22 protein-coding genes and 1 pseudogene are annotated in these 23,818 nt (G+C 63.8%); 7 read left to right on the top strand and 16 right to left on the bottom strand.

The genetic code is table 11. The features are described 5' to 3' along the window. Window position 1: 1 nt before the first annotated feature. From CH290_RS04030 to CH290_RS04005, 6 genes and pseudogenes are all read right to left on the bottom strand, one after another. Window positions 2–833: pseudogene (locus tag CH290_RS04030) on the bottom strand (mycofactocin-coupled SDR family oxidoreductase). Continuing rightward, complete coding sequence (locus CH290_RS04025) at window positions 830–1,546, bottom strand: ABC transporter ATP-binding protein (RefSeq protein WP_020110889.1); 717 nt, start codon at window positions 1,544–1,546, stop codon at window positions 830–832. Before CH290_RS04025 ends, CH290_RS04030 begins: the two are co-directional and overlap by 4 nt. Continuing rightward, window positions 1,530–2,357 carry an ABC transporter ATP-binding protein gene (locus CH290_RS04020; RefSeq protein WP_019663130.1) on the bottom strand — a complete coding sequence of 276 codons (828 nt, stop codon included), beginning with the start codon at window positions 2,355–2,357 and terminating at the stop codon, window positions 1,530–1,532. Before CH290_RS04020 ends, CH290_RS04025 begins: the two co-directional genes overlap by 17 nt. Beyond that, a complete protein-coding gene (locus CH290_RS04015; RefSeq protein ID WP_019663129.1) occupies window positions 2,354–3,286 on the bottom strand; it encodes a branched-chain amino acid ABC transporter permease in 933 nt (310 codons plus the stop codon). Before CH290_RS04015 ends, CH290_RS04020 begins: the two co-directional genes overlap by 4 nt. Then, window positions 3,283–4,173, bottom strand: a complete 891-nt coding sequence (locus CH290_RS04010; RefSeq protein ID WP_019663128.1) for a branched-chain amino acid ABC transporter permease — start codon at window positions 4,171–4,173, stop codon at window positions 3,283–3,285. Before CH290_RS04010 ends, CH290_RS04015 begins: the two co-directional genes overlap by 4 nt. Window positions 4,174–4,211: 38 nt before the next feature. Next, a complete protein-coding gene (locus CH290_RS04005; protein WP_019663127.1) occupies window positions 4,212–5,375 on the bottom strand; it encodes an ABC transporter substrate-binding protein in 1,164 nt (387 codons plus the stop codon). Window positions 5,376–5,594: 219 nt separating this feature from the next. On the opposite strand from CH290_RS04005, the gene CH290_RS04000 reads away from it, so the two are divergent. The 3 genes from CH290_RS04000 to CH290_RS03990 are packed head-to-tail and all read left to right on the top strand — an operon-like array spanning window position 5,595 to window position 8,455. After that, window positions 5,595–6,524, top strand: coding sequence for an alpha/beta hydrolase (locus tag CH290_RS04000; RefSeq protein ID WP_019663126.1), 930 nt, complete (start codon window positions 5,595–5,597; stop codon window positions 6,522–6,524). Window positions 6,525–6,536: 12 nt separating this feature from the next. Continuing rightward, window positions 6,537–8,138, top strand: a complete 1,602-nt coding sequence (locus CH290_RS03995) for a flavin-containing monooxygenase (RefSeq protein ID WP_019663125.1) — start codon at window positions 6,537–6,539, stop codon at window positions 8,136–8,138. 11 nt (window positions 8,139–8,149) lie between these two features. After that, entirely contained in the window at window positions 8,150–8,455 is a 306-nt protein-coding gene (locus tag CH290_RS03990) for an EthD family reductase (RefSeq protein ID WP_019663124.1), read from the top strand. Between the two features lie 71 nt (window positions 8,456–8,526). On the opposite strand, the gene pyrE is transcribed toward CH290_RS03990, so the two are convergent. From pyrE to clpB, 6 genes are all read right to left on the bottom strand, one after another. Beyond that, window positions 8,527–9,066 carry an orotate phosphoribosyltransferase gene (gene pyrE, locus CH290_RS03985; RefSeq protein ID WP_019663123.1) on the bottom strand — a complete coding sequence of 180 codons (540 nt, stop codon included), beginning with the start codon at window positions 9,064–9,066 and terminating at the stop codon, window positions 8,527–8,529. Between the two features lie 57 nt (window positions 9,067–9,123). Then, window positions 9,124–9,693 (bottom strand): LemA family protein, encoded by a 570-nt coding sequence (locus tag CH290_RS03980; RefSeq protein ID WP_020110890.1) that lies wholly within the window; start codon window positions 9,691–9,693, stop codon window positions 9,124–9,126. Between the two features lie 66 nt (window positions 9,694–9,759). Continuing rightward, window positions 9,760–10,572 (bottom strand): SDR family NAD(P)-dependent oxidoreductase, encoded by an 813-nt coding sequence (locus tag CH290_RS03975; RefSeq protein WP_019663121.1) that lies wholly within the window; start codon window positions 10,570–10,572, stop codon window positions 9,760–9,762. Window positions 10,573–10,641: 69 nt separating this feature from the next. Continuing rightward, on the bottom strand, window positions 10,642–11,577 hold the full coding sequence (locus tag CH290_RS03970) for a TtfA family protein (protein WP_020110891.1): 936 nt from the start codon (window positions 11,575–11,577) through the stop codon (window positions 10,642–10,644). Window positions 11,578–11,630: 53 nt separating this feature from the next. Continuing rightward, entirely contained in the window at window positions 11,631–12,527 is an 897-nt protein-coding gene (locus tag CH290_RS03965; protein ID WP_230621059.1) for a DUF5666 domain-containing protein, read from the bottom strand. 124 nt (window positions 12,528–12,651) lie between these two features. After that, window positions 12,652–15,198, bottom strand: coding sequence for an ATP-dependent chaperone ClpB (clpB, locus tag CH290_RS03960; protein ID WP_020110893.1), 2,547 nt, complete (start codon window positions 15,196–15,198; stop codon window positions 12,652–12,654). Between the two features lie 178 nt (window positions 15,199–15,376). Between clpB and CH290_RS03955 the strand changes: the two genes are divergently transcribed. The 3 genes from CH290_RS03955 to mraY all read left to right on the top strand — a co-directional run bounded on the left by CH290_RS03955 (window position 15,377) and on the right by mraY (window position 18,340). Further along, entirely contained in the window at window positions 15,377–16,540 is a 1,164-nt protein-coding gene (locus CH290_RS03955) for a globin domain-containing protein (RefSeq protein ID WP_019663117.1), read from the top strand. Window positions 16,541–16,788: 248 nt separating this feature from the next. Further along, window positions 16,789–17,208, top strand: a complete 420-nt coding sequence (locus CH290_RS03950; protein ID WP_019663116.1) for a helix-turn-helix domain-containing protein — start codon at window positions 16,789–16,791, stop codon at window positions 17,206–17,208. 55 nt (window positions 17,209–17,263) lie between these two features. Then, window positions 17,264–18,340: a phospho-N-acetylmuramoyl-pentapeptide-transferase gene (mraY, locus tag CH290_RS03945; RefSeq protein WP_019663115.1), complete on the top strand. Its 1,077-nt coding sequence runs from the start codon at window positions 17,264–17,266 to the stop codon at window positions 18,338–18,340. A 6-nt stretch (window positions 18,341–18,346) separates the two neighbouring features. On the opposite strand, the gene CH290_RS03940 is transcribed toward mraY, so the two are convergent. After that, window positions 18,347–18,622 (bottom strand): DUF2277 domain-containing protein, encoded by a 276-nt coding sequence (locus tag CH290_RS03940; RefSeq protein ID WP_019663114.1) that lies wholly within the window; start codon window positions 18,620–18,622, stop codon window positions 18,347–18,349. A 30-nt stretch (window positions 18,623–18,652) separates the two neighbouring features. After that, window positions 18,653–19,228: a TetR/AcrR family transcriptional regulator gene (locus CH290_RS03935; RefSeq protein ID WP_019663113.1), complete on the bottom strand. Its 576-nt coding sequence runs from the start codon at window positions 19,226–19,228 to the stop codon at window positions 18,653–18,655. 85 nt (window positions 19,229–19,313) lie between these two features. Here CH290_RS03935 and CH290_RS03930 point away from each other — a divergent pair, with 85 nt between their 5' ends. Continuing rightward, window positions 19,314–20,708 (top strand): cytochrome P450, encoded by a 1,395-nt coding sequence (locus CH290_RS03930; RefSeq protein WP_094695943.1) that lies wholly within the window; start codon window positions 19,314–19,316, stop codon window positions 20,706–20,708. Here the strand turns inward: CH290_RS03930 and dinB are convergent. Continuing rightward, complete coding sequence (gene dinB, locus CH290_RS03925; RefSeq protein WP_019663111.1) at window positions 20,694–21,902, bottom strand: DNA polymerase IV; 1,209 nt, start codon at window positions 21,900–21,902, stop codon at window positions 20,694–20,696. The two genes, CH290_RS03930 and dinB, sit on opposite strands and share 15 nt — an antisense overlap. Window positions 21,903–21,937: 35 nt before the next feature. Next, on the bottom strand, window positions 21,938–23,803 hold the full coding sequence (locus tag CH290_RS03920; protein ID WP_020110895.1) for a Na+/H+ antiporter: 1,866 nt from the start codon (window positions 23,801–23,803) through the stop codon (window positions 21,938–21,940). Window positions 23,804–23,818: the final 15 nt, after the last annotated feature.

Genomic DNA, 23,818 nt, shown 5'->3' with positions numbered 1-23,818 from the left:
ACTATTTGATGAGGACTCCCGCATCGACGGGGATGGAAATACCGGTTACGTAGCGTGATTCGTCGCCCGCCAGGAAGAGCACCGCGTTGCTGACATCGTCCGGCTCGACATACGGAATGTCGAGTACGTGCATGTCGTGCAGGAGCGGAACCACCTGTTCCCGAGTGGGTGCTTCCTCGTCGGGAAGGAACAGCCTGTAGATCGCGTCGTTCAACAGCATCCGAGTCTCGACGTTGGTCGGGTTCACCGTGTTGACACGGATGTTCTGCGGGCCGAGCTCGTTCGCGAGGCTCTTCATCAACCCGAGGACACCGTGCTTGGCTGCGGTGTAATGGGCGTTGTACGGCAGACCTTTCGTTCCCGCGACGGAGCTGATGAGCACCATCGAACCGCCCTCGCCGCCTTTCAGGATGTGCGGAGTGGCGACCGTCGTCGTGTTCCACACGCCGGTCAGGTTGGTGTCGATCATGTTGTGCCAATTCTCGGCGGACAACTCGTGCGTCACACCGCTACCCGCAATTCCCGCATTGGCTACCACTACGTCGAGTCGGCCGAGTTCGCCTACTGCGGAATCGACGGCTGCACGTAGCGCCTCGAGGTCGCGGACATTCGTCTTCGACGCCACGATCCGACGGTCGAGCTTCTCGACCGCCCCGCACCGTCTCCGCCAGGTCGTCCTCCGTCGCAAGGTCGTATCCGACGGTGTCGACGTCCTCGCATGCGTCCACTGCGATGATGTCGGCGCCTTCGGCGGCGAAACGCAGTGCGTGGTTACGACCTTGTCCGCGGGCAGCACCGGTGATGAGGACTACTTTGCCGCTGAACCTGCTCATGCGCCCAAAGCCGCTTCACCCAGGAACGCCAGCACCACCGAGGAGTGCGAGCGGGCTTCCTCGGCACCACCGGAGTACACGGAGTCGCCACGATTGACCACGACGACATCGTCGGCAACCCTGAGCCCCGCTTCGGCGTTCTGCTCGACCATCAGCACACCGAGCCCGCGGTCGGCGATCTCGCGGACACTTGCCATGACGGTGTCGACCACGGCGGGCGCAAGACCCATCGACGGCTCGTCCATCATGATGTACTTCGGATCGGACATCAGTCCACGTCCGAAGGCAAGCATCTGCTGCTCACCACCGCTCAACAGTCCTGCAGGCCCGTCCTTTCGCTCACGAAGAATCGGAAACAGTTCATACGCGAGTTCGGTGTTCTTCTCGCGCTTCTCCCTGGTCGAGGTGTATCCACCGATACGCAGGTTCTCCGCCACGGACAACGACGCGAAGACTTGACGACCCTCCGGTACGAGTGAGATCCCGCGTCGCACCACTTTGTGGGCCTTGAGTCCGACGAGGGAAACATCATCGAGAACGATGGTGCCCGACATCGGTTCCACCAAGCCGGCGATGGTTCGCAGCGTCGTACTCTTACCTGCTCCGTTCGCCCCGAGAACCAGCGTAATTCGGCCGGGTTCGACCGTCAGGCCGATGTTCGTGACCGCGCTGACCTTGCCGTACTGGACGTGGAGATCACTGACTACGAGCATCCTGCGCTCCTCGCTTCCCGAGATATGCTTCCTGGACACTTGGTTCGCGCACGACGTCCTGCGGCTTCCCTTGCGCGATCAGTACGCCGAAATTCATTGCGATCAGCGTGTCGCAGGTATCGACCATCATCTGCACGTCGTGTTCGACGAGAAGTTGCGTCAGGCCTTCTTCGCGCAACTTCTTCAACAGCTCCGATACATCCTCGCGTTCGGTCTTGTTCATGCCCGCTGTCGGCTCATCGAGCAGAAGAAGTGTGGGCGACATGGCAATTGCGCGGGCGATCTCCACCCGGCGCTGCAACCCATAGGACAGCTCCCCTGGCCTGATGTCCTCCAAGCCCGAGAGCCCAGTCCGCTCCAGCGCCTCCGCGACCGCATCTTTCGAGCGCTTCAGCAAGGCCTTGCGCCCGAGCAACAACTCGCGAAGGCCACCTTCCTCGGAGCCGAGGTCCGCCCCCAGAGCGACGTTCTCGCGAACGGTCAGGTCCGGCAGTAGTCGTACCGTCTGAAATGTGCGGGCAATGCCGAGCTTGGCGACCTTCTGCGAAGACACCTTCGCAAACGGTTCGCCTTCGAACGTCAAGGCACCGCGTGTCAGGGGCGTCAATCGAGTGATCGCCGCCAACAGGGTGCTCTTGCCGGATCCGTTCGGTCCGAGGATGCCGAATATCTTTCCTCGGGTGATGTCGAAGGAAATACCGTCGACAGCCTTGATGCCGCCGTAGTGGACTGCGACGTCGTCTATTCCGAGCACCACCTCGGTTGTGGCGTGGCGAGCGACAGTCTCTCGTGACACTGCGTCGGTAGTCACGGTTTATCCCCTATCTCGGCTAGAGCGAGTTCCTCGACCGTGTCGTCGGGTTCCTTCTTACGAGCAACCCCTGCGAGTCTTTTGGCCTTGGACTTCCGAACCAGATCAAGGGCGGTTCCGTAGATCCCGCCCGGTACGTAGACGGCAGCGATCGCGACGATGATGCCGTAGACGATGGCCTGGTACTGCCCGACGATCTCGAGGTAGTACGGCAGCCATGTGAAGATGATCGCGCCGAGGACGATGCCGAGCCACGAGCGCCCGCCGCCGACGATGATGATCGTCAACCCGAGAACCACCAAGGGGAATCCGATGCTCTCCGGCGCCACGGTCGTGCGCAGTAATACGTTGATCGCGCCACCAAGTGCGCCGATCAATCCACTGATCACGAAGGAGCTGATTCGATAGCGAGAAACGTTGACACCCATGGATGCGGCCAATTCCGGATCTTCACGGACCGCGTCGATTCTACGACCGAGACGACCTCGTTCGCTCAGCGCCAGAAGCGCGACGACGAGCACCGTGATCGCGATGATGTGCCCGATGGTCAACTGAGGGAACGCCAGTGCGCCGAACAGTCCGACCGACGCGCCGGTGAGCGAGCCACCGTTGTGCGCGACGACCGTGATGATCAGATCGAAGGAGACCGTGGCCATCGCCAGGTAGAGACCGTTGAGACGCTGAACCAGCAATGCCAGCAGAAACCCGATCACTCCGCAGACGATCATGATGGCAGCAATCGCGGCGAACGAGCTGAACCCGTACCGGATCACGAAGATCGCGGCGCCGTAGGAACCGAGACCGTAGAACCCGGCGCCTGCGAACGAGAACACGCCCATGCGAAGCTGGACCTGGATGCTCAGAGCCAGAAGAAGAACGGTGAACGTGCTCTGGAACAGAACGATATGCGTGAAATAGAACTGACTCATACCCTTCGCACCTCCTTGCGGCCGAAGAGACCCTGCGGGCGAAGCAGCAGGACGAGGAAGATCATGCCGAAGCACACGGCGTCGACCCAGCCACCACCGGTGAATCGCAACACCAGAGTCTCCGACAACGCCAGAATGTAGGCGCCGGCAGCGACACCGGCCGTGCTCCCGACGCCACCGAGGATGATGACCGCAAATGCCTTGATCAGCAGTGTCTCACCGCTTTCCGGAGTGATGGCGCCGAGATTGAACGTGAGCAAGGCGCCCGCGAGACCGGCAAGACCACCGGCAAAGGCCATTGTGGACAGGGAGAGCTTTCGACGGTCGACTCCCATCAACGCTGCCGTTTCGGCATCGACACCGATGGCACGGAGCGCAAGTCCTGCCATGGACTTGCGCAGCCATATCGCCATCCCGACCGTGAGAATCACGGCGGACAGCACGATGATCAAACCGGTGTTCGAGATGCGAAGACCGAAGAGCGAGAACACCTTCACTGCATACGAACTGTTGGAGAATCCGAACGGTTCGGACTTGGTGACGTACTGGGCGATCGCGAGCGGGATGGCAGCAACGCCGATGCCGCCGATCAGAATTTGCAGCTCTGCGATCCGATGAGTCTTTGCCCTCCGCAGAATCGGTTGGAAAGCAAGCACTTCGATGGCTGTGGACAACAACGCACCCACGAACACCGACACCGCAATGACGCCGATCATCGGCAGCTGTTGGTCCTTGACCACCAGGTATCCGACGAACCCCGCGAACATGAAGATCGCGCCGTGCGCGAAGTTGAGGATGCCGACGGTGCCCCACACGAGGGACATGCCGAGACAGAACAGTACGTAGATCGATCCGAGTATCGCCGCATCGATGAGTGTCTGGCCCATGGTTTCAGATCACCTCTTCCGTGAACGTTCGGTGACCGTCATTCCGCCAGCAACCCTTCTGCGGTCCCGTCCCACTCGACGACAACTCCCGCCACTCGCTGGTCGTTGCCTTCGAACGTCACCGGTCCGACGGCGCCGTCGAATCCGGCCGTGGCCACGGCGTCGAGACCGTTCTTGATGTCCTCACGCGAGGCGCCGCCCGATTCCTTGATGGCCCTGGCGATCATCCATGCCGCGTCGTAGCCTTCGGCTGCGTAGTTGAGCGGGTTCTTGCCGTATTTGGCGCTGTAAGCCTCGACGAAGGAGACCGAAGACGGTGCGGTCTGAAGGTAGTTGAAGTCCGTCGCCCAGAACATTCCCGCGCCTGCAGGCCCTGCGGGCGCGAGGTTTCCGGCGCCTGCGGCGGGATTTCCGACGGCTGGGCCGTCGAAGCCTGCTTGGCGCAGCTGCGACATCGCGGTGGAATTCTGCGCACCGACGAGGAGGAACACCACGGCATCCGGCTTTTCGCCGACGATCTTGGTGATGGTCGACGCGAAGTCCTGGGTGGTCGACTGCACGCTGGTGCTCGAGAGGATCTCGAGATCCTCACTCTCCTGCAACGCGGGGAGTTGATTCTCGGCGATCTCCGCCAGTGTCGGCTGGCCTGCGTTGTAGAGCACGCTGATTCGCTTGGCGCCGAGGGTCTTCAGATGATCGATCGCCTTGGGGAAGTATGTCTCCTGGGGTGCGGTCGATCGGAACGTGTAGTCGCCGATGACGACACCGGCACTACCGGACTGGGTGAACACGACAGGAGTCTTCGACGACTCTGCTATCGGCGCCACCGCCACGGACTGCGCACCGGACACGGTGCCGAGGATGGCGGCGACGTTCGGGTTCGCGATCCCTTCGGTCACCTGACTCGCGGCTGTCTGGGCGTCGCCTGCGGTGTCGCGACTGTCGAGCTTCAGCGTGGAGTCGCCGAGGAACTTCTGCTCGTTGATCTCTTGGACGGCGAGTTCGATACCTTCGAGCTGGGAACCTCCGACGTACGCGAGCGTTCCGGTCTTGTCCGTCGTGGAGAGCACGGTGATCTCGGCGGGCATCTCCCCCGAGGCTGTTGCACCGGATGGGCCTGACCCACTACATGCTGCCATCGACAGCATGGCTCCGGTCAGCCCGAACAGGACCAGCCTGCCGGGACCCGTGGTGAACTTCATGGCTCCTCCTATTTCATGGCAATGATGCGCATGAACTCGTGATCGCTGTCACAGTAGAACCAAAACGTCCAGTTGTCCAGATCACATTTGAGGACAAAGTCGCAGCAGAAAAAGCCGTGACAACAGATGGTTGCGGCGAATGATTATCAGCGTTTAGAGTGAGGTGTATCACCTGAACGGATGCCGTCCGTAATTAGAACACTCCGAAGGAGTCCTGTCATGGCACTCGACGACGCCACCGCCGCGTTCCTCGCCCAAGCCGCCGAAGGAGGCGGTAAAGCGCTCCACGAGATGACCCCCGACGAGGTCCGCTCGATGAACGACACATTCATCGACCTCTACGGTCCAGGGCCCGAGATGGCGTCGGTCGAGAACCTGACGGTGGAGGCGGCGGATGGACATGCAATTCCGGTTCGCGTCCTGACACCTGACGACAGCCCACGCGGGGTGTTCGTCTACTTCCATGGCGGTGGCTGGGTCGTCGGCACACCGGATCAGTTCGACACACTTGCCAGACGCCTCGCGGTCGAGACCGGGTGCACCGTAGTGCTTCCCGACTACCGACTCGCTCCCGAAAACATCTACCCGACTGCAGCCGACGACGCATGGGATGTTCTGCAGTGGACCGCTTCTCGCTCCGATTCTGCGTTGCCGCTACTGGTCGGCGGCGACAGTTCCGGCGGCAACCTTGCAGCCGTCGTCGCGCAGCGAGCAGTGCGAGAGAACGGCCCGGCCGTCTCGCTACAGGTGTTGGTCTACCCCGTCACCGACCACGATTTCGACAACAGCTCGTACGCCGACCCCGCCAACCAGTTGATGCTCGACAAGACGTCGATGATCTGGTTCTGGGATCTCTACACACCCGATGCCGGAGTACGCCGCAACTGGGACGTGTCACCCTTGCACGCAGAGGACCTGTCAGGAGTGGCACCAGCAGTGGTGTTGCTGGCCGAACACGATGTTCTACGCGACGAAGGTCAAGCCTATGCCGAGAAACTCACCGCCGCGGGCGTACCCGTGGAGGTGAGAGTGTTCGACGGACAGATGCATGGCTTCTTCCAGTTCGTCAACATCCTCCCCGGAGCCGACGCCGGTATCGCGTACGTCGGCGAATCCGTTCGCGCCCATCTCACATCCGTTGTCGCCTGAAAGGAGTGTTCCGTGAGCACAAGCGATTTCGATGCCGTCGTCATCGGCGCCGGCTTCTCCGGCGTCTACATGACGCACAAGCTCGAGTCTCTCGGCCTGTCGGTCCGTGGATACGAGGCCGCAGAAACCGTCGGTGGTACGTGGTTCTGGAACACGTATCCCGGCGCACGATGCGACTGCATCAGCATGGAATACGCGTTCACGTTCTCCCAGGACATCATCGACGAGTGGGAGTGGACAGAACGCTATCCTGCTCAGCCGGAGATCCTGCGTTACATCGACTTCGTCGCCGAGAAACTCGATGTCAAGAAGCACTTTCGTTTCGGAGTACGTGTCGAATCAGCGGTCTGGGACGAGGAGGCGTTACGGTGGACGGTCGGCACCGACACCGGTGAATACGTCACCGCCAAGTACCTGATCACCGCCGCGGGATGCCTCTCGACGTCATCGACACCCGACTTCGCGGGTCTCGACGCCTACGAGGGCGAGACGATCCATACCAGCGCGTGGCCGCGCGACGGGTTCGACTTCACCGGCAAACGGGTCGGCGTCATCGGCACCGGATCTTCTGGTGTTCAGGTGATCCCGAAGATCGCCGAGCAGGCCGAACATCTGACGGTTTTCCAGCGCACACCTGCCTTCAGCCTCGACTGCGGCAATCGCCCATTGACCGAGGACGAGAAGCAGTCCTTTCGAGCCGACATCGAGAACTTCAAGGTCGCATCGAAGGCGTCCGGGGGCGGCCAGCCCGTGGACACATTGTCAGTCAACACATTCGACCACTCCGAGGAAGAGCGATTGGCGGTGTTCGAGGAACGATGGAGTCGCCATCGGGCCATCGATCTCATCGCTGCCTACCCGGACCTGCTCAGCAATCGGCAGGCCAACGACACCATCGCCGAGTTCTTCCGCGGCAAGATCCGATCCGTCGTCGAGGACCCTGAACTTGCCGAGGCACTCTCACCTCGCGAGCATCCCTTGGGGGCCAAGCGAATCACACTCGATACCAACTACTTTCAGACCTATAATCGCGACAACGTATCGCTCGTGAGCGTGAAGGATGCGCCGATCGAAGGATTGACTCCGACCGGGTTGAAGACCGCCCACGACGAATACCCGCTCGACGTCATAGTCTTCGCCACCGGTTTCGACGCCATCACCGGCCCCCTGCTGAAGATCGACATCCGTGGACGCAACGGGAAGTCACTGCAGGACAAGTGGACCGACGGTCCCACCACATATCTGGGTATCGCCGTCGACGAGTTCCCCAATCTGTTCACCTTGACCGGCCCCGGTAGCCCCAACGTGTTGACCAACGTGGTCTGCGCCATCGAACAGCACGTCGAGTGGACAGCGGACACCGTCGCACATCTGGAGTCGATCGGCGCCAGGACATTCGAGGCCGACGAGACCGCAGCAAAGGAATGGACCACGCAAGCAATCGAACTCGCCGACACCACGCTTTACCCCGAGGGCAACTCCTGGTACACCGGCGCCAACATCCCAGGCAAACCTCGCATGATCATGTCCTACGTCGGCGGACTCAACGTCTACCGCGACATCTGCGACGACGTCGCATCCAAGGGTTACGAAGGCTTCACGATCACCCACTAGAAGGAGCTCGAATGTTTCGCATCAGCATCGCCTACAACCACCCCGAGAACCCCGATGCGTTCTTGGCACACTACCGAAGCGTGCATGCGCCACTGACCGCGAAGATGCCCGGCATCATCTCGTTCGAGTGGGGTGTGTCAGAAACACTGGACGGATCCCAGCCTGCACACTTCGTCGTCGGCAACCTGAACTTCCCGTCCAAGGACGACGCCATTGCAGCCCTCGGATCCGAGGAGGGCAAGGCCGGTGCCGACGACATGCCCAACTTCGCCGGAGCGGGCTTCGTCATGGATATGCATGAGGTCGAGGTGGCCTGAGGCGCTCCGCGCCTGGTGGTGTGGTTGGGTGCCCCCTGGGGCGCCTAACCACACCACCAGCGGCGAAGCCGCTACAGACCCAGATCGGCCAAGCCGAGCAGCGAGCGGTATTCGAGCCCCTCGGCAGCGATGACGTCGTCGGCTCCGGTTGCCCGGTCGACTACCGTCGCAACTCCGACGACGACTGCTCCCGCGTCGCGGAGCGCCTTCACCGCAGTCAGCGGTGAGTTCCCGGTCGTGGTCGTGTCCTCCACGACCAACACCCGCTTGCCGACGATGTCGGGTCCTTCGATCTGCCTCTGCATGCCGTGGGCCTTGGCGGCCTTGCGCACGACGAATCCGTCGATCGGGCGGCCTTCCGCGTGGACGATGGACAGCGCGACGGGATCGGCTCCCATCGTCAGGCCGCCGACGGAGTCGAAGTCCCAGTCGGCCACCAATTCGCGCATCAGCGTTCCGATCAACGCGCTCGCGCGGTGATGCAGCGTTGCGCGTCTGAGGTCGACGTAGTAGTCGGCTTCCTTGCCGGATGACAACGTCACCTTGCCGTGGACTACGGCCAGTTCACGAACCAGCTCGGCCAGTTCGGCACGCTGGGCACTGTCGGCCATGTGAGGTTCCCTTCGGTCGATTCAGTCGATGAATCTACCGGCCGGAATCCCACAGGCTCAGGCGGGCACGTCCTCCGGCTTTTCGTCGGCGACGAGGTCGACGTGCTCGACGAACGGCTCGGGCGGAACAACCTTCAGTACCGTGGCCATGGGCTTGGTCGCGAACGAACTACGCAGCTGCGCCAACGCGTACGCATTGTCGTTGTAGACGCGCACTGCGCCGGCGATGCGCTTCTCCGTTGTTTCCAGGTCGCCGGCGGGGCCTTGGAAAGCCCAGTTGGATCGCAACTTGGGGTGGGTGTCGGACTCGGACAGCACTGCGTGCACCGCCGCCGACAGCGCGTTCTCGGCGGCTGCCTGTGCCTGTAGACCGAGGTTCTTGTCTCGTACCGCCTTGGACCACGACCTCGCGCCGACGAGCTGACGAACCAGATCCTGGTCCAGGCCGGACGATTCGACGGCCGCGATGAACGGATCCAGCTGAACGTAGCGACGCTCGAGCTCCACGGTCACCAGCTGCCTGCTCGCGGCCGTGTTCGACCGATAACGCCGCACCCGACGCTCGACGCTCGCCGCGTAGGCGAGAACTGCAAGTACGAGGATCGCCACGATCACGAAAACAGTCACAAGGTCTGAATTTAACGGTGATACTCGAATCGCGCTCGGAGGCTCGCCCATACGCGCCGAAGTCGCCTAGGTTCGGCCGCGACCTCGACCGACCAGATTCGTCAGCTTCCGCACAGCACTCTTGGGGACCTTGGTGCCGAGCGCCGTCAGGACCTTGTACTGCGCGCCCGGCACACTGATGACTTTGCCCTTGCCCAGATCACGCATGGATTCACGCACGACCTGTTCCACGTTCAGCCACATGAACTTCGGGATGCTGGACATCTCGATGCCCGCGCGCTGGTGGAACTCGGTGCGCACGAACCCGGGGCACAGTGCCTGCACCTGGACACCCGTGCCGGCGAGGCCACCGGACAGTCCTTCGGAGAACGAGATGACGTACGCCTTGGACGCCGAGTACGTCGATCCGCGGCCGGACAGAATGCCCGCAACACTCGCCACGTTGACCACGGTGCCTTTCGCGGCAGCAACCATCGACGGCAGCGCTGCTCGGGTCAACTGCATCACCGCGGTGACGTTGACGTCGAGCTGCGCCTGCAGCAGCTCGGGTTCCGCTGTCCAGAACTCACCCGAAGTTCCGAAACCTGCGTTGTTGACGAGAAATTCGACGCCCCGGCTCAGCCGCTCGGCGACGACGTCCCGTCCCGCCTGGGTGGCCAGATCCGCCGGGATGATCTCCGAGTCGGCTCCGAAGCGGACGCGCAGGTCGTCCGCGAGCGAACGCAGCCCCACCTCGTTCCTGGCAACGAGCACGAGGTCGTAGCCGCGAGCAGCGAGGTGAGTGGCGAATCCTGCGCCGAGACCGGACGTCGGTCCGGTGACGAGGGCAACCGGGCGCACGGTGAGGGGGGACGCTGGTTCGATCGGTTCGGCGGTCATGAAACTGAAGGCTACGGTGCGATCGACGTGTTGTGGAGTCCCACACCGCCGAATGTCCGGTCCTGCGGATCAGTCCTGGCGGCGGCGGTCCGAGTCGCGAGTGATGGGTGTCGGACGGCTCGGTGGCCGGGGTCCGGACGGTTGGATGACGGGACCGGAACGCAGCGGCGGCCTGGGCTCGGGACGCCGCACCTCGGGGCGCGCCTGCCGGGGTTCCGGATTCTGGCGGGGTTCCGGGCTCCGACGAGGCTCGGAGCTCTGCCTGGGTGCTGGGCTCTGCCTGGGCGCTGGGCTCTGCCTAGCTTCTGGGTTCTGCCTGGGTTCTGGGCTCTGGCGCCCGACGGTGGTTTCGGGTCGACTGCGCTGCGGAGGGCTGGTTCGAGCGGGACCGGATGGACGTCGGTTGTTGACGGGCGGGAGTACGTGCAGCATCCCGGACAGTCGCGCCACTGCGTCGATGGCGGCGTCCCAGTCGCGTCCGGTGCTGCCGAGCGGCAACGATCCGAGTGTCCAGTCGTTCTCGCTCCACAGCAGGTTCAGGCCGGCCGGAACGGATTCGGTGAACGCAGCCATGCGTTGATCGCACACGCGGCGCGCCACTTCGACGTTCGTCGCGAACACGACACGGGGGCCGATAGACCCGAGCAGCTCCATATCCGAGTCGCGCGGAGGCGGCGTCGACTTCAACCGAAGGTCGATGTCCACGTCGGATCCGACGGGTCGTTGGACTGCAACGATCGTCGACGTCTCCTCGACGTCGAACAGTACGAACTTCTCGCCACGTCGAACTCCGCTCACGAGGTCCACCGCAGTGGTCTGCTCGGGCTTGGCGAGTGCAGCACGCCGGAACTGCAACACGATGTCGTCGTCGGACGCCTCGTACGTGTATCCCTGCGCCTTGGCCCACATCTGCCGTACCCGGCCTACCTGGTCCCGGCGCGAACGGTCGATGTACAGAAGGGCGACCGCACCCAGGAGGGCGATCGCTGCAAGTCCGAACCACATAGCCGTCATCGAGGGTCAGCTTATAGCGTCCAGCGGTTCGGCCTCGTGATGGCTCACCCGCCCAGGTCGGGGGTTTCCACGATGATGTCCGCCGTGATGGCACCGTTCTCCATGGGGCTGCCGTTCACGACGACGAGCGACCCGACCTTCAGCGAGGAGGCGTCGAAGCCGGACAGGGACAGGACCTGCGTCTGCGGGGTGACGAGAACCGTGACGGGGGCGCCGTCGATGCCCTGGATCGTCAGAGTCGGACCGTCGATGGCGGTGATGTTTCCGATCGCCGCGCCGGAGTTCCCCAGAATTTCCGGGATACCTCCCGGGACGAGTCCACCGGGAGCCGACGGTGGCGCGAGGGGCGCCTGGCTCGGCGGGAGCGTGGGGATCGGGGCCAGGCTGGTCGGTGGCCGAACCGCGACGTCTTCGGTGTCGGATCGTTGATTGGTCAACACGAGAATTCCTGCCAGCACGACGACCGCCAGTGCGGCCAGGGCGACCAGCGCGAACATCCACCGCCGCGGCCCCTTCGGCTCGGGCGGAGCCTGATACTCGCCGTACTCGGGCGGAGCCTGGTGTTGCCTCGGGTCGTACGCCGGAAACACCTGGGTCGGGTTGGGCTGCTGGGCTGGGTACTGCTGCTGCGGCGAGTACTGCTGGGGATATCCGTACTGCTGCGTCGGCTGGTCCTGGTAGGGCTGCGCCTGTGGATAGGGCTGTGCCTGCTGATAGGGCTGTGCCTGCTGATAGGGCTGTGCCTGCTGATAGGGCTGGGAATCCGGGTACGGCTGGGAATCCGGGTACGGCTGGGTGTCCGGATATGCTTGCCAGCCGTCGGCGACGTAATCGGGTTCGGGACGATCCGGAGGCGGATTCGCGGTGCCGTCTTCCCACGGCCGGTCGTGGGGTCCTTCCGCGGGCTCCACTCTCGCGCGCTGATCGTCCGGATAACTCATGACACCGAGGGTACGTCCGGCACCTCGCGGGTGACGAACGTCCAGGCGTGCACAGAGCTCCACTCTTGCGCGATATTCACGGAATCCCGCAAATATCGCGCAAGAGTGGAGCGAAATACTCGGTCTAACCCAGTACGAGTGCGTCGCCGTCTGCCGATACGTTCACCGGCACGACGTCACCGTCGCGGACGTCTCCTGCGAGCAGCAGCTTTGCCAACTGATCGCCGATCGCCTGCTGGATCAGCCTGCGCAGCGGACGAGCGCCGTACAGCGGGTCGTAGCCCCGAGCTGCCAGCCACAGCTTCGCCGGCGACGTCACGTCGAGCGTCAGTCTGCGTGCTGCAAGGCGCTTGGCCAGGAAGCCGAGCTGGATGTCGACGATCGATTCCAGCTGATCTTCGGACAGGGCGTCGAACACCACCACGTCGTCGAGGCGGTTGACGAACTCCGGTTTGAACGCGCGCCTGACCGCATCCATGACCTGGTCCTTCGATCCCCCGGCACCGAGGTTCGACGTCAGGATCAAGATGGTGTTCCTGAAGTCGACCGTGCGTCCCTGCCCGTCGGTCAGCCTGCCTTCGTCGAGCACGGCCAACAGGATGTCGAAGACATCGGGGTGAGCCTTCTCGACCTCGTCGAACAGGATGACACTGTACGGACGCCTGCGGACGGCTTCGGTGAGTTGACCGCCTGCCTCGTAGCCGACGTAGCCGGGAGGCGCGCCGACGAGTCGAGCTACGGCGTGCTTCTCGCTGTACTCGCTCATGTCGATGCGGACCATGGCGCGCTCGTCGTCGAACAGGAAGTCCGCCAACGCTTTCGCGAGTTCGGTCTTGCCGACACCGGTCGGACCGAGGAACAGGAACGAGCCCGTCGGACGGTTCGGATCGGCGACGCCGGCGCGAGCACGACGGACGGCGTCGGACACCGCTTGCACGGCGTCCTTCTGCCCGACGACGCGCTTGCCCAACTCGTCTTCCATCCGCAGCAGCTTCGCGGTTTCACCCTCGAGCATGCGGCCTGCAGGAATGCCGGTCCAGGCTGCGACGACGTCGGCGACATCGTCCGGACCGACCTCTTCCTTGAGCATGACGTCGTCCTGCGCCGGAGTTGCCTGTGTCTTCTCGGCAAGCTCCTTCTCGAGCGTCGGGATGCGGCCGTACCGAAGTTCGGCTGCCTTTCCCAGATCTCCGTCGCGTTCGGCACGCTCGGATTCACCGCGCAGGTTCTCGAGTTCTTCCTTGAGGACGCGAACCGAATCGATGGCGTTCTTCTCGTTCTGCCAGCGGGTGCTCAACTGGTTGAGCTTTTCCTGGCCGTCGGCCAGTTCCGCGCGCAGCTTCTCGAGACGAGCCTTCGACGCATCGTCGGTCTCCTTCTCGAGCGCCATCTCCTCGATCTCGAGTCGCCGGACGGCTCGTTCGACCTCGTCGATTTCGACGGGACGCGAGTCGATCTCCATGCGGAGACGCGACGCGGCCTCGTCGACCAGGTCGATTGCCTTGTCCGGCAGGAACCTCGACGTGATGTAGCGGTCGGACAGTGTGGCGGCGGAGACGAGCGCGGAGTCCGTGATGCGCACACCGTGGTGCACCTCGTAGCGCTCCTTGAGCCCACGCAGGATGCCGACGGTGTCCTCGACGGACGGTTCGCCGACGTAGACCTGCTGGAATCGACGCTCGAGCGCTGCGTCCTTCTCGATGTACTTGCGGTACTCCTCCAACGTGGTCGCACCGACGAGCCGCAGTTCACCGCGCGCGAGCATCGGTTTGATCATGTTGCCCGCGTCCATCGCGGACTCACCGGTCGCGCCAGCTCCGACGATGGTGTGGAGCTCGTCGATGAAGGTGATGACCTGGCCGGCCGAGTTCTTGATGTCGTCGAGCACGGCCTTGAGCCGCTCCTCGAATTCACCGCGATACTTCGCACCGGCGACCATCGAGCCGAGGTCGAGCGAGACGACGGTCTTGCCGCGCAAGCTTTCCGGCACGTCGCCGGCGATGATGCGCTGCGCGAGACCTTCGACGATGGCGGTCTTGCCGACGCCGGGCTCACCGATGAGAACCGGGTTGTTCTTGGTGCGGCGGGACAGTACCTGTACGACACGACGAATTTCGGTGTCGCGGCCGATGACCGGATCGAGCTGACCTTCGCGGGCCCGGGCGGTCAGGTCGGTGCTGTACTTCTCGAGCGCCTGGTAGGTGCTCTCGGGATCGGCACTGGTGACGCGCGCGCTGCCGCGGACAGTCTGGAAGGCGTCGCGCAGGTCGTTCGGTCCGGCGCCGTGGCCGGTCAGGAGCTTGGCGACATCGCTGTCACCCGTCGCGAGTCCGACCATGAGGTGCTCGGTGGAGACGTACTCGTCGTCGAGTTCGGTAGCGAGGTTCTGCGCAGCCGTGATGGCCGCCAGCGCTTCGCGACCGAGTTGCGGAGTCGTTGTCGATCCGGTTGCCGACGGGAGTCGATCGACCAGGGTGCGAGCTTCACCGCGCACAGTCGCAGGATCGACGCCGACAGCCTTCAACAGGGGGGAGGCGATGCCGTCGGTCTGATCGAGCAACGCCACCAACAAATGCGCCGGACGGATGTCCGGGTTTCCGGCCGCGGATGCGGCCTGCAGAGCGGCACTGAGTGCGGCCTGCGTTTTCGTGGTGGGGGTGAAACTGTCCACCGGTCACCTGCTTTCTGCTGGGAGAAAATTTGATGTCGGTGGGTACAACGTACCAAGACTTGAGCCTGTTCCGCTCAAGTCTGATTTTCTCAGTTTTCTTCTGTGGCCAGTGGTGTGTAATCGGGATACCCTCGGGCGGTCTACTTTGGAACCGTCTAGCTGCGGCGGAGGTTGATCGATGCTCGATGCACGGGCGATCTCCCTGGTTCGTGCCGGTTTCAAGTCCGTTCTGGCCGCTGAGAACGGTCCGGCACTTCTCGCACGGTCCTTCTACGCCCAGCTGTTCGTCGACCATCCGGAGTTCCGGGCGTTCTTTCCGGCGTCGATGGACCAGCAACGCGACCATTTCGTCCGTGCGCTGGCCTACATCTTCGACAATCTCGACAAGAACGAGCGCGTCGAGTCGTTCCTCCAGCAACTTGGCCGAGACCACCGCAAGCACGGCGTCGACGGCACCCACTTCCGAGCGGGTGCCTCGGCCCTGATCTCGGCGTTCCGCAACTTCGTCGGCAACGAGGTGTGGACGGACGAAGTCGAGGACGCCTGGCATCGGACGCTAGCGCTCGTCACCGACAACATGGCCGTTGCGGCGGACTCGGACGAATTGCCCCCGTACTGGGGCGCCACGATCGTCGAGCATCAACGGGTGCTCGACGATCTGGCGATCATTCGCCTCCAACTGGACGAGGGCATTCACTACTACCCGGGTCAGTACGTGAGCGTGCAGATTCCGCAACGCCCCAAACTCTGGCGGTACCTGTCGCCGGCAATTCCGTGTAATCCGCAGGGCGAGATCGAGTTTCACGTTCGGCGGGTGTCCGGCGGTTGGGTGTCCCCCGCCATGGTGACCGAGTCGGTCGTCGGCGATCGATGGGCCGTCAGCCCTCCTTTGGGTGGATTGCAGATCGACCGAGGAATCGCCGAGGACGTGCTGATGATCGCAGGCGGCACCGGCCTGGCGCCGCTCCGTGCTCAGGTGATGGACATGGCTCGACGCAGCCACAACCCGCGAGTGCACCTGTTCGTCGGGGGCACGTATCCCCGGGATCTGTACGACGCCGAGACCCTGTGGCAGCTATCGCTGTCCAACCCGTGGTTGACGGTGGTTCCGGTGACCGAGGAGGACGAGAATCCGTGGTGGCATTCCGGTCCGACGCCGGAACTGCCGTGGGGCATGCATCATCGGCTGCACGGGTCCATCGGGAAGGTCGTCACGCAGTTCGGCTCGTGGGCGGACCGGCAGATCCAGATTTGTGGTTCGCCGTCGATGGTGCGGACGACGCTCTACGCATTGCGGAAGGTCGGCACCCCGATGGAACACGTGCAGCACGATCCGCTGTGAGCAGTTAACGCTTGGCAAACGGCCTGCGCTCGAACCCGTGCCTCGTCGATCGTTCGAATGACGTGGTCGATGGCGGGGCCGCGCCGGGCTCCGCATTTCTCCGGTCGTCCGATCCGAAAGCAACACGTTCTACCGTTCGTCGCGCCGAAACAGCCAGTCGGCCTGGAATGTGGTTACCTACTCGTTATCGTTTCCGGGCCGCGTCGAAGACGGCCCGGTCATACCGAGAAGGGTGAGAGTAGATCCCGATGCCTGCAGACTTCGCGGCACGGTTGAACAGTCTGTTCAACACGGTGCATCCACCTGGCCGTAAGCCCCACACCAATGCAGAAGTCGCCGATGCGCTCGCCGAGCACGGCCACCAGATCTCCAAGCCGTACATCTCGCAGCTGCGTTCCGGTCAGCGGACGAATCCGTCGAACGACACCGTTGCTGCACTCGCCCGGTTCTTCAAGGTGAAGCCGGATTACTTCTTCAACGACATCTACGCGCGCAAGATCGATCACGACCTCGAGTTGGTGACTCAGCTCGAAGGCTATGGCCTCAAGCGTCTGTCGGCGCGTGCGTTCGATCTGTCCGAGGAGTCACAGAATCTACTGAGCTCGATGGCCGAAAAATTGCGTGCCAGTGAGGGGCTTCCGGAGATTCCTCCGGACAGCACGCGTTGAGTCGGCCGATAACCGGGCAGTAACTGCAGCCAGACGATCAGGGGGATGACACGCGGTGATCTTGATTCTCTTCGCGGGAGGAACAGCTCTCGCGGTGTCGATTCTGCTCACCCCGATGCTGATCCGGCAGTTCTCGAAGCAGGGCTTCGGCCAAGAGATTCGGCTGGAAGGACCGGCGAGCCATCAGTCGAAGCGCGGAACACCGACGATGGGCGGCGTCGCGATCCTCGTCGCGCTGTGGGTCGGATACGGCGGGGCGCACGTGGTCGGCATCGCATACGACGGCGGGGGCCCTTCGGCGTCGGCCTTGCTCGTCCTGGGTCTGACGACGGCCCTCGGCATCGTCGGTTTCGTCGACGACTACACGAGCCTGCGAAACAAGAGGAACCTCGGACTCACCGCGCGCGCCAAGTACGTCGGCCAGATCGGCGCTGCGGTCGTGTTCGCGCTTCTCGTCCTTCGCTTTCCGGACAGCAACGCAGTGACGCCCGGCAGCCGAAACCTGTCCTATGTCCGCGACTTCGCCATCGTGTACATGCCGACCCTGTTGTTCGTCGGCTTCATTTGTGTCCTGGTCGTGGCCTGGTCGAATGCGGTGAATCTGACCGACGGGCTCGACGGCCTCGCCGCGGGATCGATGGCGCTGGCCCTGGGGGCCTACACCGTCGTCACGTTCTGGCAGTACCGGCAGTCCTGCAGCACCGACCCACGCGTCGGGTGTTACGACGTGCGGGATCCTCTCGATCTCGCGATCGTCTGTGCCGCCGCGGCCGGTGCGTGCATCGGCTTCCTGTGGTGGAACGCCGCGCCCGCGAAGATCTTCATGGGTGACACGGGATCGCTCGCTCTCGGCGGTCTGCTCGCGGGTCTGTCCGTGGTCACCAAGACCGAGCTGCTCGCCGTTGCGATCGGCGCGTTGTTCGTCGTCGAGGCTGCGTCCGTCGTCATCCAGGTCGCGATCTTCCGCACCAACGGTGTTCGGGTCTTCCGTATGGCACCGATCCATCATCACTTCGAGCTCGCGAGTTGGCCGGAGACCACCGTCATCATCCGGCTGTGGTTGATGGCAGCCATCGCCTCGGCACTCGGTATGGGTCTGTTCTACAGCGAGTACCTCTCGGCGGTCGGCTGATATCGATCAGCCGGCGGCTTTCGCTGCGATCCGCGCCTGAACTTCCGGGCGACGCAGCGGCGGAACCGTCGGTGGCGGCTGGCGACGCTCGGGAAGCGCGTCGAGCAGTCTGTGAGTGGTCGCGGTGACCTCGGCAACTGCGAGCTCGAATGCATCGCGGGTGGCGTCGGACGTTTTCTGAACGCCACTGACCTTACGGACGTACTGCCGGGCCGCAGCCTCGATCTCCTCGTCCGTCGCGTGCGGTTCCAGCCCGCGCAGGGTGGTGATGTTTCGGCACATACCAGCCACGATAGACTTTTCCGCCGGTCTTCACGTCCTGAGCAGCCCGTCGAGTGCACGCAGGCACAGCGCCTTGACCTCGTCCTCGCTGATGGATCGGCGATCGAGCCAGTCCATGCAGACCGCACGCACGAACGACACCCAACCACGCAGTGCCGTCCGGGTGATCTCGTCCTCGCGAATCTCGGCGGGCAGCGCGGCCAGAATCCGCTGCTGCTGCACTTCCAGTTCGTCGGCGAGGATGGCCTGGATTTCCGCGTCACCCAGCATGGCACCGCGGTTGATGGCCCGGACGCCGTGTTCGTGCTCGACGGTGTAGCGAATGTAGGCGTCGAGGCCGGCCGCGACCTGATCCGCCACCGGCAGTGACGTGTCCGGCGCGGTCGTGTCGAGGATGCGCGCGGACTCGACCTTCAAGATCTCCGCGAAGAAATCTCGCTTCGACGCGAAGTAGTGGTACATCAGGCCCCGGGATACTCCGGCGAGGTCGGCGACCTCCTCGATCCACACCTCGTCGTAGGGCCTGTCGGCGAACAGCTTCGACCCGATGTCGAGTAGTTGCGCGCGCCGCAGGTCAGGGGAGAGTCGTTTTCGAACGCCGTTCATCACCCAGGATGCTACTTGACACGAGTTCAGTAGCGAGTACGTTCACTGTTGTATCCGAGTTCAGTAACGAGCGAAGAGGTCGCACATGGTCGTCGACGTCGGAGTACGCAGCGCAGCGCTCCCCCACCCGCCCCGACGCCTGCCCGTCCTGGGCGACGTCGTCGGCGCCCACGCGTCGAGGCCGGTCCAGGACTCGATGGCACTCGCCGCACGGCTCGGCCCGATCTTCGAGCGGGTCGTCCTCGGTCGCCGCTACGTGCTCGTCTCCGGCGCCGACCTCGCGGGGGAACTGTGCGACGAGTCCAGATTCGTCAAGCACGTGTCCCCCGCGATCGAAGGTCTCAGATCAGTCGGCGGTGACGGACTGTTCACTGCCTATTCTCACGAACCGAACTGGCAGAAGGCACACGACCTCCTGCGCCCCGCGTTCGCTCAGAGCGCCATGCGCGGATACCACGACATCATGCTCGCCGTTGCGTCCGAGCTTGCGGCACACTGGCGTTCGCAGACCTCCGTCGACGTCTCCTCGGACATGACGAAGCTGACGCTGGACACCATCGGACGCACCGGGTTCAGCTACGGTTTCGATTCCTTCAGCCGAAGCAAACCCCACCCCTTCGTCGACGCGATGGTCGGCGTGCTCTCGCACAATCAGCGTCGCGAGATCGTTCCCATCCCCTGGTTGGCGAACCTCGTCTTCAAGAAAGCCGACCGGCGCAACCTCGCGAATCAGCGTTACCTCGAACAGGTCCTCGACGACATCGTGCGCACCCGCCGCGACGAACGTTCCGACCCGGGCGCCCATGCAGATCTGCTCGAGATCATGCTGGACGCCGCGCGGGATTCCGGGAACCCGAATGCGCTGAGCGAAGTGAACATTCGCCAGCAGATACTGACCTTTCTGATCGCAGGCCACGAGACCACCTCGGGGGCATTGTCGTTCGCCCTCTACTACCTCGCGAACAATCCGCACGTACTGGACGCCGCACGCGCGGAGGTCGACGAAGTCTGGGGCGGTGAAGCACCGTCGTTCGAGCAGGTACCCAAGCTGCGCTACGTCCGGCGAGTACTGGACGAGACCCCGCGGCTGTGGCCGACAGCACCTGCCTTCGCGCGGGAAGCCCGGGAGGACACCGTCATCGGCGGTGTACACGAGATGAAGCAGGGCGATTGGGCGTTCGTGCTGATTCCCGGGTTGCATCGCGACCCGGTCTGGGGTGAGAACCCCGAAGTGTTCGATCCAGATCGCTTCGTCTCGGCCGAGGTGCGCTCACGCCCGGGCCACGTCTACAAGCCCTGGGGCACCGGCGAACGTGCCTGCATCGGAAGACAGTTCGCGATCCACGAGGCCGTCCTCGTACTCGGTACGTTGCTGCAGCACTTCGATTTCCAGGCAGATCCGACGTATCGCCTGAAGGTCGAGGAGCGGCTGACGCTGATGCCGAAGGATTTCCGGCTGACGGTGTCAATCCGGAAGTAGCGGCACGGACAGTCCGGAGTCGCGGCCCAGCAACACCCCGCGGGTCAGTGCCTTCTTCCCGAATTTGCTGTGCACACCGTCGAGAGCGATGTCCAACGCCGATGCGCTCGGTGCGCCCTGCACCCCGCTGCGCGGTGGCGCATCGAACTGCAGCTCGAGCTGCTCGGCGCCCGTGCGCTCGATGTTCGCGACGGTCACCCCGACCAGCGTGATGCCCTGATCGGCGATCAGAGGCGCAGCCTCACGCAGCAACGCGAGGGCGGCATCGAGAATGTCCCGAGTGTCCGCTGTTGCCCGGTTCAGTGTGTGCGAGCGCGTGATCTTGGTGAAGTCCGCGAACCGGAGCCGCAGAACGACCGTGCGGCCGGTCCGCTCGGCGGCACGCATCCGCTGCGTCACGCGGTCCACCAGAGCGATGAGCGAGGCCTCGACGTCCTTCGGTGACGTCGGACCACGCCCGAGTGCATGCTGGGCGCCGATCGAGCTGCGTCCACGGTAGGTCTGCACGCGTCGGGGATCGCGGTTGTTGGCCAACGAGTACAGGTGATGCCCCGCGCCCTTCCCCAGAATCGACACGATCGATGCCTCGGACTGCGCGGCGATGTCACCGACGGTCACGATGTCGAAGGCATGCAGCTTCTCCGCCGTCACCTTCCCCACGCCCCACAACCGCTCGATCTTCAGAGGGTGCAGGAACTCGAGCTCACGTCCCGGCTCGACGAGCAGGAGGCCGTCGGGCTTGCCGACTGCGCTGGCGACCTTCGCGAGGAACTTGGTGCTCGCGATGCCGACCGTGATGGGCAGCCCTACCTTCTCCTTGACCTCGCGTCTGAGCCGCTGCGCCACCTGCACCGGAGTGCCGCGGATCTTTCCCAGACCGGTGACGTCGAGAAACGCCTCGTCCACCGAGATCCCCTCGACGAGCGGGGTGGTGTCGCGGAAGATCTCGAAGACGGCCTTGCTCGCCTCGATGTAGGCGTCCATCCGGGGAGGAACGACGACGGCGTCGCGGCACAGTGCCCTGGCCTGCGACCCACTCATCGGGGTACGCACTCCGAAGGCCTTCGCCTCGTAGCTTGCCGCGAGCACGACACCGCCGCCCACGAGGACTGGTCGTCCTCTCAGGCGCGGGTCGTCCCTCTGCTCGACCGACGCGTAGAACGAGTCGAGATCGGCATGCATGATCACGAACATATGTTCGCACGCCGGTCCGACAAGTGCGGATTTTCTCAGGCGGTGACGTGGTGGATGTAGCACCAGCGCCAGTTCTCGCCTGGTTCGGCGGACTCCATGACGGGGTGCGTCGTGGCATGGAAGTGCGCCGTCGCATGTCGCTTGGGCGACGAGTCGCAGCAGGCGACGTTGCCGCATTCGAGGCATTGCCGAAGGGCGACCCATTCCGTCCCCTCGCGGATGCATTCATGGCACGTACCGTCGGACACGTTCTCCGCCACCGGGTATCGGTCCAGTTCCTCGCACCCCGCCCCGGGATGGACGCGCCGCGCATTGGACACCTTGATCTCGCTGCGGTCCTCACCCGCGATGTCGATCATCGACTCCTCGACGTCGAGCATGGCGAGAACCTCGCCGACCACCTCGGACGGGACGGTGCCGGTGCTTCTGATCTCCAGGATCCGCGCGCGCTCGGCCTCGATCATCGTCAGGCGAACCCGCGCGTACAGCTCGCTCGGGGTCTCCTGTTCGGCGGTGGTACCCAGCCGTTCCCACGCCGAGAAATTCCGCTGCTCGACGCGTTGGCGGACCAGGGCTTCCACTCCGTGCGGGTCGTCGTACTCGAGATCGTCCAGTGCCTTCTCCCCGGCCTTCGACGCCTGCTGCAGCAGGGTCGCCCGCGCCAACGCGTCGTCCATCGGGTCCGGCGACGGCACCTTCAACAGACGAGCGAGGACCGGCAACGTGAGGCCCTGCACGAACAGGGTTCCTGCCACCACGGTGAATGCGATCAACAGCAGGATTTCGCGGTACTCGGTCCCCAACGGGATCACGAACGCGGCGGCCAGCGTCACCACTCCGCGCATGCCGGCCCACCCGATCAGAAGCGTGTAGCGCCACGACGGGACCACACCGGTCGACGCGTCGGCGCCGGGGTGAATCAGCGCGAAACGCGCGACGAACACCCACACCATGCGGATCGCGATGACGCCGACGAGTGTCGCGGCGCAGACGGCAATGATCGTCGTCGCGGGCAGAGCACTGGTCCCGACGTCGCGGAGCAGCCACGACGCTTGCAGACCGATCAACAGGAAGACGGCGTTCTCGAGGATGTAGGCGATGGTTCGCCAGTTGATTCGCTCGGCGATTCGAGACTGCGCGGACTGCAGAATGGGCGCCTTGTGCCCCAGCAGAAGCCCGGCGACGACGACGGCGAGCACACCCGACGCGTGCACCTCCTCGGCGAGAAGGTACGCGGCGAACGGGACGATGAACGAAATGGCGGTGTCGAGAACAGGATTGGTCAATCGCCGACGCAGTTTCGCGACGATCACGAAGGTCACCAGACCGATGGCCACGCCCCCGCCTGCGGCCACGAGGAAGTCCAGTCCGACCCGACCGACGTGGACCGAATGTCCGAGGGCGAAGATCGCCGTGCTCAGCGCGACCAACGCGGTGGCGTCGTTGAGCAGGGACTCCCCTTCGAGAATGGTGACGACGCGACGAGGCAGTCCGATGCGGCGGCCGATCGCAGTGGCTGCGACGGCGTCCGGAGGCGCGACGACGGCACCGATCGCCAACGCCGCCGGCCACGAGATGCCGGGGAGGAGTGCATGTACGACGGCACCGATGCCGAAGGTCGTCGCGATCACCAGAACGATCGACAGCAGCAGGATCGACCGTCGGTTGGCATTGAAGTCGACCAACGACGATTGAATTGCCGTGGCGTACAGCAGCGGCGGCAGCAGTCCGAGAAGCACCACCTCCGGTTCGAGGTGGATCTCGGGGACTCCGGGAACGTACGACGCCGCAGCCCCCACGAGAATCAGCAGCAGGGGCGCCGGGACGTCGAGTCGTTCGGCGAGTGCCGCGACCGCGAGGACACCGATCGCGAGCACGACGAGCAGGACAGCAATCTCCATGAGGAGATTGTGCTC

Source organism: Rhodococcus sp. 06-156-4 (assembly GCF_002259345.1).
GTDB classification, from domain to species: domain Bacteria; phylum Actinomycetota; class Actinomycetes; order Mycobacteriales; family Mycobacteriaceae; genus Rhodococcoides; species Rhodococcoides fascians_E.
Note: the sequence above shows the minus strand (reverse complement) of the source record. Positions and strands in the feature narration are given on the sequence as shown.

Bases quoted from the DNA above. Each gene is read 5' to 3' on its own strand.
- CH290_RS04025 (WP_020110889.1), bottom strand. From the start codon at position 1,546: ATGCTCGTAGTCAGTGATCTCCACGTCCAGTACGGCAAGGTCAGCGCG.
- CH290_RS04015 (WP_019663129.1), bottom strand. From the start codon at position 3,286: ATGAGTCAGTTCTATTTCACGCATATCGTTCTGTTCCAGAGCACGTTC.
- CH290_RS04010 (WP_019663128.1), bottom strand. From the start codon at position 4,173: ATGGGCCAGACACTCATCGATGCGGCGATACTCGGATCGATCTACGTA.
- CH290_RS04005 (WP_019663127.1), bottom strand. From the start codon at position 5,375: ATGAAGTTCACCACGGGTCCCGGCAGGCTGGTCCTGTTCGGGCTGACC.
- CH290_RS04000 (WP_019663126.1), top strand. From the start codon at position 5,595: ATGGCACTCGACGACGCCACCGCCGCGTTCCTCGCCCAAGCCGCCGAA.
- CH290_RS03990 (WP_019663124.1), top strand. From the start codon at position 8,150: ATGTTTCGCATCAGCATCGCCTACAACCACCCCGAGAACCCCGATGCG.
- pyrE (WP_019663123.1), bottom strand. From the start codon at position 9,066: ATGGCCGACAGTGCCCAGCGTGCCGAACTGGCCGAGCTGGTTCGTGAA.
- CH290_RS03975 (WP_019663121.1), bottom strand. From the start codon at position 10,572: ATGACCGCCGAACCGATCGAACCAGCGTCCCCCCTCACCGTGCGCCCG.
- CH290_RS03970 (WP_020110891.1), bottom strand. From the start codon at position 11,577: ATGTGGTTCGGACTTGCAGCGATCGCCCTCCTGGGTGCGGTCGCCCTT.
- CH290_RS03965 (WP_230621059.1), bottom strand. From the start codon at position 12,527: ATGAGTTATCCGGACGATCAGCGCGCGAGAGTGGAGCCCGCGGAAGGA.
- CH290_RS03955 (WP_019663117.1), top strand. From the start codon at position 15,377: ATGCTCGATGCACGGGCGATCTCCCTGGTTCGTGCCGGTTTCAAGTCC.
- CH290_RS03950 (WP_019663116.1), top strand. From the start codon at position 16,789: ATGCCTGCAGACTTCGCGGCACGGTTGAACAGTCTGTTCAACACGGTG.
- CH290_RS03940 (WP_019663114.1), bottom strand. From the start codon at position 18,622: ATGTGCCGAAACATCACCACCCTGCGCGGGCTGGAACCGCACGCGACG.
- CH290_RS03935 (WP_019663113.1), bottom strand. From the start codon at position 19,228: ATGAACGGCGTTCGAAAACGACTCTCCCCTGACCTGCGGCGCGCGCAA.
- CH290_RS03930 (WP_094695943.1), top strand. From the start codon at position 19,314: ATGGTCGTCGACGTCGGAGTACGCAGCGCAGCGCTCCCCCACCCGCCC.
- dinB (WP_019663111.1), bottom strand. From the start codon at position 21,902: ATGTTCGTGATCATGCATGCCGATCTCGACTCGTTCTACGCGTCGGTC.
- CH290_RS03920 (WP_020110895.1), bottom strand. From the start codon at position 23,803: ATGGAGATTGCTGTCCTGCTCGTCGTGCTCGCGATCGGTGTCCTCGCG.